Source organism: Acidovorax sp. 69, from assembly GCF_002797445.1.
In the GTDB taxonomy this organism is placed as follows: domain Bacteria; phylum Pseudomonadota; class Gammaproteobacteria; order Burkholderiales; family Burkholderiaceae_C; genus Acidovorax.
Window position 1 is genome coordinate 1746472 of sequence record NZ_PGEP01000001.1, and the last position, 12823, is coordinate 1759294.

Here is a 12823-nt window from a genome sequence, read left to right on the forward strand (position 1 = left end):
GAGAACATATGGTTGAAATTGAACTGGACGGTCAGAAAGTAGAAGTCGCCGAAGGTTGCATGGTGATGCATGCAGCCGAAAAGGCCGGTACCTACATTCCCCATTTCTGTTACCACAAGAAGCTTTCGATCGCGGCCAACTGCCGCATGTGCCTGGTGGATGTGGAAAAAGCCCCCAAGCCCATGCCTGCCTGCGCCACGCCCGTGACGCAAGGCATGGTCGTGCGCACCAAGAGCGACAAGGCGATCAAGGCCCAGCAGTCGGTCATGGAGTTCCTGCTCATCAACCACCCGCTGGATTGCCCCATTTGCGACCAAGGCGGCGAATGCCAATTGCAGGATTTGGCCGTGGGCTACGGTGGCTCTTCCTCGCGCTATGAGGAAGAGAAGCGCGTCGTGCCCGTCAAGGATGTTGGTCCGCTGATTTCCATGCAGGAAATGAGCCGCTGCATTCACTGCACCCGTTGCGTGCGTTTTGGTCAGGAAGTGGCCGGCGTGATGGAATTGGGCATGATCCACCGTGGCGAGCATTCCGAAATCACCACCGTGGTCGGCGATACGATCGACTCCGAGCTGTCGGGCAACATGATCGATATTTGTCCCGTGGGCGCGTTGACCAGCAAGCCGTTTCGCTACAGCGCTCGCACCTGGGAACTGTCGCGCCGCCGCTCGGTCAGTCCGCACGATTCGACCGGTTCCAATCTGATTGTCCAGGTCAAGAATCACAAGGTTATGCGTGTGGTCCCGCTGGAGAACGAGGCCGTCAACGAATGCTGGATCGCTGATCGCGATCGTTTTTCTTACGAAGCGCTCAATGGTGGTGATCGCCTGACCCAGCCTATGCTCAAGCATGGCGGCATGTGGAAGGAAGTCGATTGGCAGACTGCGTTGGAGTATGTCGCCAACGGCTTGAAGAACATCAAGAACGACCATGGCGCCAGTGCTATCGGTGCTTTGGTCAGCCCACATAGCACGCTTGAGGAGCTGTACCTGGCCTCGGCTTTGGTCCGCGGTATGGGGTGCGACAACATTGACTACCGCCTGCGCAATGCTGAATTTGCGGTCTCTGAAGGTATCCGTTGGCTCGGGACCTCGATCGCATCCTTGTCTGCGCTGCAGCGCGTGCTGGTCGTAGGATCTAACTTGCGCAAGGATCACCCGCTGTTCGCCCAGCGAATCCGCCAGGCCGCGCGCCATGGTTGCCAAGTCAATGCCGTCGATTCTGTCGTTCACGACTGGGCGATGCCGGTCGGACAATTTGTGGCTCAGCACGCCAGCCAATGGGTTCAGATCCTGGGCGGGATTGCTTCCGCTGTGGCCCAGGAAAAAGGCATTGCTGCTCCCGAAGGGGCCGCACCTTCGGATGATGCCGCGCAAGCGATCGCCCGTTCCCTGTTGGGCGGTGATCGCAAGGCCGTCCTGCTGGGCAACGCCGCTGCGCACCACGCGCAGGCGGCACAGCTGCTGGCGCTGGCGGGCTGGATCGCCGAGAACACGGGTGCAACAGTAGGCTATCTGACGGAAGCCGCTAACACGGTGGGAGCCCAGTTTGCGGGCGCTCAACCCGTCAATGGTGGTCTGAATGCAGGTCAAATGCTTTCCGGTGGTTTGAAGGCTGCCTTGTTGCTCAATACCGAGCCGGTTTACGACTCGGCAGCTGGTGCCCGTGCGGCTGCTGCCCTGAGTGATGCAGAGATGGTGGTTACGTTGAGCCCCTTCAAGGCCAATATGGAGTTCAGTGACGTTCTGTTGCCAATTGCCCCGTTCACCGAAACTTCGGGTAGTTTTGTCAACGCTGAAGGCCGTCTGCAAAGTTTCCACGCTGTGGTGCGCCCCCTGGGGGATACCCGCCCGGGGTGGAAGGTTTTGCGTGTACTGGCCAACTTGCTGGGCGTGCCTGGTTTCGACTTCGAAACCTCGCAGGACGTGCTAGCCCGTGCCACGGACACTCCTGCAGGCAAGTTCACACAAGTGCCCGTTGCACAGCTGTCCAACGCCGTGAAAACGGTTCCTGTGGCCACTGCCGCAGTTGGAGAACCCGCAGTCGCATCTATCTATCAACTCGACGGCTTGGTGCGCCGTTCCACGTCGCTGCAGCTGACAGCCGACGCGCGCACGGCACGTGAAGGAGTGGCTGCATGATCGACGCGATCTATAACGCGGGCCTGAACCTGCTTTCCTTTGGATGGTGGACCGGCATGGTCTGGCCGGTACTCTGGATCGTGATCAAAATCGTCTGCATCTTGGCTCCCCTGATGGGGGCTGTGGCCTATCTCACGCTGTGGGAGCGCAAGCTGCTAGGTTTCATGCAGGTGCGTCACGGTCCGAACCGCGTGGGGCCGATGGGTTTGCTGCAACCTATCGCCGACGCGCTGAAGTTGTTGACCAAGGAAATCATCCAGCCCACGGCCGCGAGCAAAGGGTTGTTTGTGCTCGGCCCGGTCATGGCTATCATGCCCGCCTTGGCGGCTTGGGTGGCGATTCCCTTTGGGCCCGACGTAGCGCTGGCCAACGTCAATGCTGGTCTGCTGCTGGTGATGGCCATCACCTCGATTGAGGTGTACGGCGTGATCATTGCTGGCTGGGCATCGAACTCCAAGTACGCGTTCTTGGGCGCATTGCGTGCGTCTGCCCAGATGGTGAGCTACGAAATTGCCATGGGCTTCTGCTTCCTCGTAGTGATCATGGTGTCGGGTAGCATGAATCTGACCGAAATTGTGATGGGGCAGGCTCGTGGCATGGCCGCAGACAAGGGGCTGACTTTTCTGTCGTGGAACTGGTTGCCCCTGTTGCCCATTTTCCTGGTGTATCTGATCTCTGGCGTTGCCGAAACAAATCGCCACCCTTTTGACGTAGTGGAAGGGGAGGCCGAAATCGTGGCCGGTCACATGGTCGAGTATTCGGGCATGGGCTTCGCGATTTTCTTTCTGGCCGAGTACGCCAGCATGTGGCTGGTGTCTATTTTGGCGGCGCTGATGTTCCTGGGCGGCTGGCTGTCGCCGATTGACAGTGCATTGTTCAACTGGATTCCTGGCTGGATTTGGCTGGGCCTCAAGACCTTCCTTGTGGTGTCCATGTTCATCTGGATTCGGGCAACCTTCCCGCGGTTTCGTTATGACCAGATCATGCGTCTGGGCTGGAAGATCTTCATCCCGGTCACGCTGGTATATCTGTTGTTTGTTGGCGGGTGGTTGCTCTCGCCCTGGAATATCTGGAAATAAGCGGGGACATCACAAATGACTGCTGTTGCTGCTGCATCTTTCTCGTTCAAGGATTTCTTCAAGAGCTTCATGCTCGTGGAGTTGCTCAAGGGCATGGCTCTTACGGGCCGGTACGCTTTTCGCCGCAAGGTGACCGTGCAGTTCCCTGAAGAGAAGACTCCTCTCTCTCCACGTTTTCGTGGTCTGCATGCCCTGCGCCGTTATGACAACGGCGAGGAGCGCTGCATTGCCTGCAAGCTGTGTGAGGCTGTTTGCCCCGCCATGGCGATCACGATTGAGTCGGATGTTCGCGCTGATGGATCTCGCCGTACCACGCGCTATGACATCGATCTGACCAAGTGCATCTTCTGCGGGTTCTGCGAAGAAAGCTGCCCCGTTGACTCAATTGTCGAGACGCATATCTTGGAGTACCACGGTGAAAAGCGTGGTGATTTGTACTTCACGAAGGACATGCTCTTGGCTGTGGGTGACCGGTACGAAGGTGAAATTGCGGCAGCCAAGGCTGCAGACGCCAAGTACCGCTGAGCGGTTTTGGTTTCAGCTTCTTTGCCAGACTTTCTATAAAGACCCGATTCATGGACGCCAAGACTGGTTTCTTCTATCTCTTCTCGGTGGTGCTGTTGTTTGCAGCTTTCCGGGTGATCACTGCGCGCAACCCGGTGCATGCGGTGCTCTATCTCATCCTCGCGTTCTCGCAGGCAGCAGCCGTGTGGGTGTTGCTCAAGGCCGAGTTTTTGGCCATTGCCCTGGTGCTCGTGTATCTGGGTGCGGTGATGGTGCTTTTCCTGTTCGTGGTGATGATGCTGGATATCCACGTCGATACTGTGCGCAAGGGCTTCTGGAAGCATTTCCCCTTAGCTGCGACTGTGGGTGCGTTGATCGCTCTGGAAATGGCTGCAGTGCTGATGGGGGGCTTTCGTGGCATGGACGAGCCCAAGGCTGTCGCCGCCGCAGTGGATGCAGCGGGGCAAGTGGTTCAGTATTCCAATACCAAGGCGTTGGGCAAGCTGCTCTACACCCAATACTTGTTTCCCGTTGAGATAGCTGCCGTCATTTTGCTGGTTGCCATGATCGCAGCCATCGCCTTGACATTGCGCCAACGCAAGGACAGCAAGGCCATCAACCCATCGTTGCAGGTTCGGGTGCGTGCCTCTGATCGGCTGGAGGTCGTCAAGGTCGCCGCGACACAAAAGGCCGCTGCAGAAGTTTCGGTTGAGCCTGCTGTTGAGGAGAAAAAAGCATGACGCTGACTTTGGGCCACTTTCTCTCTCTGGGGGCCATGCTGTTTGCGCTGGCTGTGATTGGCATCTTCCTGAACCGCAAGAATTTGATTGTGCTGCTGATGGCGATCGAGTTGATGCTTCTCGCCGTGAACATGAATTTCGTGGCGTTTTCGTATTACCTGGGCGACATGCACGGACAGGTGTTCGTGTTTTTCATCCTGACGGTGGCGGCTGCTGAATCTGCCATTGGCTTGGCCATCCTGGTGCTGCTGTTCCGCAACAAGTCCAGCATCAACGCGGAAGATCTCAACACCCTCAAGGGTTGATGAGTCACCGGTATTCCCAAGGTTCTCAAGAATGAGTCAAACCCTCTCTGCTTCCACACTCCTGGCCGTGCCGCTGGCTCCGCTGGCAGGCGCCTTGCTGGCCGGTATTTTCGGTACGACCTTTGGTGGTAACTGGATTGGCCGACGCCTGAGTCACACCCTCACGATTCTTGGTGTACTCGTGGCCTTCGTCCTGTCAGCCATGACGCTCAAAAGTGTGGCCCTGGATGGCGCACGTTTCAACGAGACGCTCTACACCTGGATGGTAGTGGGTGGCTTAAAAATGGAGGTGGGGTTCCTGGTGGACAGCCTCACGGCCATGATGATGGTGGTAGTGACCTTCGTGTCGCTGATGGTCCACATCTATACCATCGGCTACATGGAAGAGGACGAGGGTTACAACCGCTTCTTCTCCTACATCTCGCTGTTCACCTTCTCGATGCTCATGCTGGTCATGAGCAACAACCTGCTGCAGCTGTTCTTCGGCTGGGAAGCGGTGGGCCTGGTGTCCTACCTGCTGATTGGTTTCTGGTTCAACAAGCCCACGGCCATCTTCGCCAACATGAAGGCCTTCCTGGTCAACCGCGTGGGCGACTTCGGCTTCATCCTGGGCATCGGCCTGATCGCGGCCTACACCGGCACACTCAACTACAGCGAGATCTTCGCCAAGTCGGGCGAACTCGGTGGCCTGCCGTTCCCCGGCACCGACTGGATGCTGATCACCGTGATCTGCATCTGCCTGTTCATCGGTGCCATGGGCAAGTCCGCCCAGTTCCCGCTGCACGTCTGGCTGCCCGACTCGATGGAAGGCCCGACCCCGATCTCGGCACTGATCCACGCGGCCACCATGGTGACCGCCGGTATCTTCATGGTGTCGCGCATGTCGCCCCTGTTCGAGTTGTCGGACACGGCGCTCAATTTCATCCTGGTTATCGGCTCCATCACAGCCCTGTTCATGGGTTTCCTGGGCATCATTCAGAACGATATCAAGCGCGTGGTGGCCTATTCCACGCTGTCGCAGTTGGGCTATATGACCGTAGCCTTGGGCGCCTCGGCTTATTCGGTGGCGGTGTTCCACCTGATGACCCACGCGTTCTTCAAGGCGCTGCTGTTCCTCGGAGCTGGCTCCGTCATTATGGGCATGCACCACAACCAGGACATCCGCTGGATGGGGGGGGTGCGAAAGTACATGCCCATCACCTGGATCACCTCGTTGCTGGGTTCGCTCGCACTGATCGGTACGCCTTTGTTCTCGGGTTTCTACTCCAAGGACAGCATCATTGAAGCGGTGCACTTTAGTCACTTGCCTGCTGCCGGGTTTGCCCACTTTGCTGTGCTCGCCGGTGTGTTCATCACGGCGTTCTATTCGTTCCGCATGTATTTCTTGGTTTTCCATGGCAAAGAGCGTTTCGATCAGAATCCTGACGCACACCATGACGATCACCATGATCACGGCCATGATGATCACCACGAGCCGCATGAGTCCCCCTGGGTGGTGACGGTGCCGCTGGTGCTGCTGGCCATTCCTTCGGTGGTGGTGGGCTTCATGTTCATTCAGCCCATGCTGTTTGGCGACTTTTTCAAGGACGTCATTTTTGTGGATGCGGCCAAGCATCCCTCAATGGCCCATATGGCAGAGCATTTCCATAGTGCTTGGGCTATGGCACTGCATGGATTGCAGACCGCCCCGTTCTGGTTGGCCGTTGCTGGCGTGGCCCTGTCGTACTACATGTACATGGTGAATCCGGCACTGCCGGCCGCCATCAAGCGCATGTGTCTGCCCGTCTATACGTTGCTCGAAAACAAGTATTACCTCGACTGGATCAACGAGAACATTCTGGCCCGTGGTGCACGGGCGCTGGGTGTGGGTCTCTGGAAGGGCGGCGATCAAGCCATTATTGATGGCGCCCTGGTAAATGGCTCCTGGAAGCTGGTGCGTGGAGTGTCCGGAATCGTCCGTTGGGTGCAGTCTGGTTTTATCTTCCACTATGCGCTGGTGATGATCCTGGGTGTCTTCGCACTGATGACCTGGTTTGTCTGGGGCGATGTTTTCATGCAGCTCATCAAATAAGGAAAACAACAAATGGGTCTGTTGAGTCTTGCAATCTGGACGCCGATTGCTTTCGGTGTGCTGCTGCTTGCCATTGGGCGGGATGAGCATGCACGTGCTGTGCGTTGGTTGGCGCTGCTGGGTGCGTTGATCGGTTTCCTGGTCACGTTGCCTTTGTATGACGGCTTCAAACTGGGCACCGCTGCTATGCAGTTCGTCGAGAAGGCGGCCTGGATTGAGCGCTTCAACGTGCACTACCACCTGGGCGTGGACGGCATCTCCTTCTGGTTCGTTCCGCTGACCGCCTTCATCACGGTGATTGTGGTGATCGCCTCGTGGGAAGCCATCACCGAGCGCGTGAACCAGTACATGGGTGCTTTCCTGATTTTGTCGGGTCTGATGATCGGCGTCTTCAGCGCGCTCGATGGCATCCTGTTCTACGTGTTTTTCGAAGCCACGCTGATCCCGATGTACCTGATCATCGGAATCTGGGGCGGTCCCAACAAGATTTACGCAGCGTTCAAGTTCTTTCTGTACACGCTGCTCGGTTCGCTGTTGATGTTGATCGCGCTGATTTTTCTGTACAACCAGTCCGGCGGGAGCTTCGACATCGCTACTTGGCACCAGTTGCCTCTCAGCGGCCGTGCTCAGACTTTGTTGTTCTTTGCCTTCTTTGCGGCTTTTGCGGTGAAGGTCCCGATGTTCCCGTTCCACACCTGGTTGCCTGATGTGCACGTGGAGGCGCCTACCGGTGGCTCTGCGGTGCTGGCCGCCATCATGCTGAAGCTGGGCGCCTATGGTTTTCTGCGCTTCTCGCTGCCTATCGCTCCCGATGCAGCACGCCAATGGGCATGGCTGATGATCGCCCTGTCGCTGATTGCGGTGATCTATGTGGGCCTGGTGGCCATGGTCCAGAAGGATATGAAGAAGCTGGTGGCGTATTCGTCCGTGGCGCACATGGGGTTTGTGACCCTGGGATTCTTCATCTTCAATGACCTGGGTGTGTCCGGTGGCTTGGTGCAGATGATCGCCCATGGCTTCGTTTCGGGCGCCATGTTCCTGTCCATCGGCGTGCTGTACGACCGTGTTCACTCCCGCGAGATCGCGGCCTATGGTGGCGTGGTCAATACCATGCCCAACTTCACGGCGTTCGCGCTTTTGTTTGCCATGGCCAACTGCGGTCTGCCCGGTACGGCCGGTTTCGTGGGTGAGTGGATGGTGATCCTGGGTGCCGTCAAGGCCAACTTCTGGATTGGCCTGGCATCGGCCACAGCACTGATATTTGGTGCTGCCTATACCTTGTGGATGTTCAAGCGTGTGTACCTCGGCCCTGTGGCCAATGACCACGTCAAGGAACTCACGGATATCAACAGCCGCGAATTCCTTGTGATGTCGCTGCTGGCGATTGCTGTGCTGGCCATGGGCCTGTACCCACGTCCCTTCACGGACGTGATGGACACTTCGGTCGCGGAACTGCTCAAGCATGTCGCACTGACCAAGCTGAACTGACCAGACTGAACTGAGAGATTCGAGATGATTGACAACATCAGCTGGCTAGCGATTTACCCCGAAATTGTGCTGTTGACCATGGCCTGCGTGATTGCGCTGGTCGATCTGGGTGTCCACAGTGCTCGCCGCACGGGCACCTATGTGCTGACCATGCTCACGCTGGCCGTTGTGGCGGCCTTGCAGGCCATGTACGCCAGCAGTGGTAACACGTTCTACGGTTTTGGCAACATGGTGGTCAGCGATGCCATGGGCAACTGGCTCAAGTGTTTTGCCACCGTGGCCATGATGGTCACGCTGGTGTACGGACGCCCGTATGCCGCCGACCGCGACATGATGCGGGGCGGTGAGTTGTTCACGCTGTCGATGTTTGCCTTGCTGGGCATGTTCATCATGATCTCCGGCAACAACTTCCTGGTCATCTACCTGGGCCTGGAGCTGCTGACGCTGTCGAGCTACGCCCTGGTGGCTCTGCGCCGCGACAACGCCACGGCGACGGAAGCCGCCATGAAGTATTTTGTTCTTGGCGCTATGGCCAGTGGTTTTCTGTTGTATGGCCTGTCCATGATTTATGGTGCCACGGGCTCTCTGGACATCGGCCAAGTGTTCAAGGCCGTCAACTCCGGCCAGATCAAGCACCAGGTGCTCGTTTTTGGTCTGGTGTTTGTGGTGGCTGGCCTCGCCTTCAAGTTGGGTGTGGTGCCTTTCCATATGTGGATCCCTGATGTGTACCAGGGTGCTCCCACGGCGGTCACGCTCATGATCGGTGGCGCTCCCAAGCTGGCTGCATTTGCTATCACGATCCGCCTGCTGGTGGATGGGCTTTTGCCGCTGGCCATCGACTGGCAGCAGATGCTCGCGGTACTCGCGATTGGCTCGTTGCTGGTGGGCAACCTTGCCGCCATTGCGCAGACCAACCTCAAGCGCATGCTGGCCTACTCGACCATCTCGCAAATGGGTTTCGTGCTGCTGGGCCTGATGTCGGGGGTTATCAATGGCAATGTGGATGCCACGGCGGTCGAAAACGCGTACAGCGCGTCCATGTTTTACGTCATCACCTATGTGCTGACCACCTTGGCGGCGTTTGGGGTGATTCTTTTGCTCGCGCGTGAAGGATTCGAGAGCGAAGAGATTTCTGACTTCGCAGGCCTGAACCAGCGCAGTCCGCTGTACGCGGGCGTGATGGCCGTGTGCCTCTTCTCCATGGCTGGTATTCCTCCGATGGTCGGCTTCTACGCCAAATTGTCGGTGCTTCAGGCATTGGTGGCATCGGGTCAAAGCTTCTACATTGCCATGGCCGTGTTTGCGGTAATCATGTCGCTGATTGGCGCTTTCTACTACCTGCGTGTGGTCAAGGTCATGTATTTCGACGCTCCATTGACCGCCTCGACGGTGTCTGCACCCGTGGATGTGCGCGTGGTTCTGACCATCAATGGTGCTCTGGTTCTTGTGTTGGGTCTGCTGCCCGGTGGCTTGATGGCTTTGTGCGCGGACGCCGTGGTGCGTGCGCTGGCGACCTGAGCTGCTGCAACGCGAACGAACACACGTCCCTACCGACGACGACCTCACGGGTTCATTTTCAAGTGTCTCTCACAGGGTCGGTCTGGCTCATCATCGTGGCGGCCTTCATCGCCGCCAACCTGCCCTTTGTGAGCCAACGCTGGCTCATAGCGGGGCCTGTAGCGCTTGCCGGCAAGCCCCTGATAGGGCGACTCGGTGAACTGATTTTTCTGTATTTGGTTGTTGGTGGTCTGGCTCTTTTGCTGGAGCGCCGTGCCGGTCAGATTGCGCCGCAGGGCTGGGAGTTTTACGCCATCACGGGGACGATGTTTCTCACCTTCGCCTTCCCCGGTTTTGTCTACCGTTATCTGCTGCGTCGCCACGGCTGATTTCGCAAGCCTACGATGTTGTTGTCATGAAGGTTCTGGACCTCCAGTGTCGGCAAGGCCATGTCTTTGAGGGCTGGTTCGGGTCCGAAGACGATTTTCAGAGTCAGAGGCAGCGTGGGCTTGTCCAGTGCCCTCTTTGTGCAGACGAGCACATAGAAAAGCGGTTGAGCGCACCGCGCCTGAACCTCGGTGCCCGTGAGCCTATGGCTGCATCGGCGTCGCCCACCACTACCCACACCCCTGCCATCAGCCGTGGTGCCATCGATGGTGCTGGTGTTCTCCCTCCCGTCTTGCAGGCTGCTTGGCTGGCGCTTGCCCGCAAGGTGGTTGCCAATACCGAGGATGTCGGTGCGCGCTTTGCACAGGAAGCCCGACTGATGCACCACGGCGAGGTCGAGGAACGCGCCATTCGGGGGCAGGCCACGCCTGACGAGGCCGTGCAGTTGCTGGAAGAGGGTATTGCTGTCATGCCCTTGCCTTTGCCGGTCGCTGCCAAGGAAACCCTTCAGTAGCTTGGATTGGCTCTGGCGCTGGCTTATAGCCAGGATTAGGTTGTTTTTGCCTCCAAGCGCAATGCCTGTATGCTTTGTTTGCTATTGCATATGTAGCATTTGGGTTTTTGAATCCTGCATACTTTCCATGGCGAAGAGTGTCCGTGATGCATCTGGGTCTTTTCGCAAGTCCCTCGCCGTGACGCTCAGGCCGTGAATTGCAGCGCAGCAAGGCGTGCGTAAACCCCGCCCTGGGCCAACAAGGCGCTGTGCGTGCCCTGCTCCACGATGTGCCCGTGGTCCAGCACCACGATGCGGTCCGCGTTCTGCACGGTGGCCAGTCGATGTGCGATGACCAGGGTGGTTCGTTTTCCTGTGTGGCGCTGCATGGCGGTATCGAGCGCGGCCTGCACCATGCGCTCGCTTTCGGCATCCAGGGCGCTGGTGGCCTCGTCCAGCAAGAGCAGCGGCGGGTTCTTCAGCATTGCGCGGGCAATCGCGATGCGCTGGCGTTGGCCGCCCGAAAGGCGCACGCCGCGCTCGCCAAGAAAGGTGCCATACCCTTCTGGGAGGGCCATGATGAAGTCGTGTGCAAAGGCAGCTTGGGTAGCGGCCATCACCTCATCATCCGTGGCCCCTGGGCGTCCGTAGCGGATGTTGTCCATGGCAGAAGCTGAGAAAATCACAGCGTCCTGGGGCACTGTCCCGGTGTGGGATCGCAGCGTGTCCAGCGTGATGGCACGAATATCGACGCCGTTGAGAAGAATGCGGCCTTGCGGTGCCTCTGGGGCATCCGTGTCCACGTCATAGAACCGTTGCAATAGCTGAAACACGGTCGTCTTGCCGGCGCCGCTTGCGCCCACCAACGCCACCGTTTCTCCGGGGGAAAGGTGCAGTGAAAAGCCATGCAATGCGGGCTGGTCCGGGCGCGAAGGATAGTGAAATTGGACATTGTCAAACTGCACTTCCAGGCCCTTGTCTGATACCGGTAGCGCCAGTGGCGTGGTGGGGTCCGCGACCGGTGAGCGGCTGGACAACAACTCCATCAGCCGCTCTGTGGCGCCTGCAGCGCGCAGCAAGTCGCCGTATACCTCACCGAGTACCGCGACAGCGCCTGCCAGCAAGATCACATAGACCACCGTCTGCCCCAGGTGGCCTGCACTCATCTGGCCAGCCAGCACGGCTTCGGTCCCACGGTACAAGCCCCACAGCAGCAGTGCGGCGTTGGCGATGATGATGAAGGCGACCAGCACCGCGCGCGCACGGGTGCGTTTGATGGCGACCTGAAAGGCGTTCTCTGTGGCCCGCGCGAATCGTGCTGCCTCGCGTGGCTCTGCCGTGTAGCTCTGCACCACGGGGACTGCATTCAGCACCTCTGCAGCAATCGCGCTGGAGTCGGCCACACGGTCCTGGCTGTCTCTCGACAACCGCCGCACACGCCGGCCGATCCACATGGTGGGCAAAACCACCAACACCACGGCAAGCAGCACCACCGACATGACATACGGATTGGTCCACACCAGCATGGCCAGCGCGCCAATCCCCATGACCGCATTGCGCAGCCCCATCGACAGTGAAGAGCCCACGACTGTTTGCACCAGCGTGGTGTCAGCGGTCAGGCGGGACAACACCTCACCGGTCTGTGTGGTTTCAAAGAACTGCGGGCTTTGTCGCAGGACGTGGCTATAGACGGCATCGCGCAGGTCGGCGGTGACACGCTCGCCCAGCCAGCTCACCATGTAAAAGCGTGCCGCAGAGAACACCCCCAGGGCAATCGCAACGGCAAATAAGGCCTCGAAGTGCCCCCGAAGTGCCATGGCCTGTTCGCCTTTGTCGCTGGATGCGCTCACCAGGCCACCATCGATGAGCGTGCGCAATGCCATCGGAAACGCCAGCGTGGCCAGTGCAGCCAGTACCAGGAAAACTCCTGAGAGCGCGATGCGTCCCCCGTAAGGGCGCAAAAAGGGGAGCAGACCGGTCAGTGAACGGGGGGCGCCGCGAGCAGGGGTGGAGGATGGGGTGGATGCCATGGCGGCAGTTTAGGGCCCGCAGCCAGATATGGGCGGCGCTGTTCTCGTGGTCCCTTGGGGCTGCTCGGACTTTGCGCTGGTCGGGGTG

The 12823-nt window shown here is 58.6% G+C and carries 11 protein-coding genes; 10 read left to right on the forward strand and 1 reads right to left on the reverse strand.

Annotation, left to right across the window (positions count from 1 at the left end):
• The first annotated feature begins 8 nt into the window (after positions 1–8).
• From nuoG to CLU85_RS08070, 10 genes are all read left to right on the forward strand, one after another.
• The gene (gene nuoG, locus CLU85_RS08025) at positions 9–2141 is read left to right on the forward strand and encodes an NADH-quinone oxidoreductase subunit NuoG (protein WP_100409801.1); all 2133 of its coding nucleotides are present in this window, start codon (positions 9–11) and stop codon (positions 2139–2141) included.
• Complete coding sequence (gene nuoH, locus CLU85_RS08030) at positions 2138–3220, forward strand: NADH-quinone oxidoreductase subunit NuoH (protein ID WP_100409802.1); 1083 nt, start codon at positions 2138–2140, stop codon at positions 3218–3220. Before nuoG ends, nuoH begins: the two co-directional genes overlap by 4 nt.
• Positions 3221–3235: 15 nt before the next feature.
• Positions 3236–3745 (forward strand): NADH-quinone oxidoreductase subunit NuoI, encoded by a 510-nt coding sequence (gene nuoI, locus CLU85_RS08035; RefSeq protein WP_100409803.1) that lies wholly within the window; start codon positions 3236–3238, stop codon positions 3743–3745.
• Positions 3746–3795: 50 nt separating this feature from the next.
• On the forward strand, positions 3796–4464 hold the full coding sequence (locus CLU85_RS08040) for an NADH-quinone oxidoreductase subunit J (RefSeq protein WP_100409804.1): 669 nt from the start codon (positions 3796–3798) through the stop codon (positions 4462–4464).
• Positions 4461–4769, forward strand: coding sequence for an NADH-quinone oxidoreductase subunit NuoK (nuoK, locus tag CLU85_RS08045; RefSeq protein WP_094285673.1), 309 nt, complete (start codon positions 4461–4463; stop codon positions 4767–4769). The genes CLU85_RS08040 and nuoK overlap by 4 nt, the downstream gene beginning before the upstream one ends.
• Before the next feature lie 31 nt (positions 4770–4800).
• Positions 4801–6840 (forward strand): NADH-quinone oxidoreductase subunit L, encoded by a 2040-nt coding sequence (gene nuoL, locus CLU85_RS08050; protein WP_157803944.1) that lies wholly within the window; start codon positions 4801–4803, stop codon positions 6838–6840.
• A 12-nt stretch (positions 6841–6852) separates the two neighbouring features.
• Positions 6853–8328, forward strand: coding sequence for an NADH-quinone oxidoreductase subunit M (locus CLU85_RS08055; RefSeq protein WP_100409805.1), 1476 nt, complete (start codon positions 6853–6855; stop codon positions 8326–8328).
• A gap of 24 nt (positions 8329–8352) precedes the next feature.
• Positions 8353–9846, forward strand: a complete 1494-nt coding sequence (gene nuoN, locus CLU85_RS08060) for an NADH-quinone oxidoreductase subunit NuoN (protein ID WP_100409806.1) — start codon at positions 8353–8355, stop codon at positions 9844–9846.
• 62 nt (positions 9847–9908) lie between these two features.
• Positions 9909–10214, forward strand: a complete 306-nt coding sequence (locus CLU85_RS08065) for a DUF2818 family protein (RefSeq protein WP_100409807.1) — start codon at positions 9909–9911, stop codon at positions 10212–10214.
• Positions 10215–10240: 26 nt separating this feature from the next.
• Positions 10241–10726, forward strand: coding sequence for a DUF1178 family protein (locus CLU85_RS08070; RefSeq protein WP_100409808.1), 486 nt, complete (start codon positions 10241–10243; stop codon positions 10724–10726).
• Between the two features lie 185 nt (positions 10727–10911).
• Here the strand turns inward: CLU85_RS08070 and CLU85_RS08075 are convergent, their stop codons facing one another.
• Positions 10912–12735, reverse strand: coding sequence for an ABC transporter transmembrane domain-containing protein (locus CLU85_RS08075; protein ID WP_100409809.1), 1824 nt, complete (start codon positions 12733–12735; stop codon positions 10912–10914).
• Between the last annotated feature and the right edge of the window lie 88 nt (positions 12736–12823).

Bases quoted from the DNA above. Each gene is read 5' to 3' on its own strand.
- nuoG (WP_100409801.1), top strand. From the start codon at position 9: ATGGTTGAAATTGAACTGGACGGTCAGAAAGTAGAAGTCGCCGAAGGT.
- nuoH (WP_100409802.1), top strand. From the start codon at position 2,138: ATGATCGACGCGATCTATAACGCGGGCCTGAACCTGCTTTCCTTTGGA.
- nuoI (WP_100409803.1), top strand. From the start codon at position 3,236: ATGACTGCTGTTGCTGCTGCATCTTTCTCGTTCAAGGATTTCTTCAAG.
- CLU85_RS08040 (WP_100409804.1), top strand. From the start codon at position 3,796: ATGGACGCCAAGACTGGTTTCTTCTATCTCTTCTCGGTGGTGCTGTTG.
- nuoK (WP_094285673.1), top strand. From the start codon at position 4,461: ATGACGCTGACTTTGGGCCACTTTCTCTCTCTGGGGGCCATGCTGTTT.
- nuoL (WP_157803944.1), top strand. From the start codon at position 4,801: ATGAGTCAAACCCTCTCTGCTTCCACACTCCTGGCCGTGCCGCTGGCT.
- CLU85_RS08055 (WP_100409805.1), top strand. From the start codon at position 6,853: ATGGGTCTGTTGAGTCTTGCAATCTGGACGCCGATTGCTTTCGGTGTG.
- nuoN (WP_100409806.1), top strand. From the start codon at position 8,353: ATGATTGACAACATCAGCTGGCTAGCGATTTACCCCGAAATTGTGCTG.
- CLU85_RS08070 (WP_100409808.1), top strand. From the start codon at position 10,241: ATGAAGGTTCTGGACCTCCAGTGTCGGCAAGGCCATGTCTTTGAGGGC.
- CLU85_RS08075 (WP_100409809.1), bottom strand. From the start codon at position 12,735: ATGGCATCCACCCCATCCTCCACCCCTGCTCGCGGCGCCCCCCGTTCA.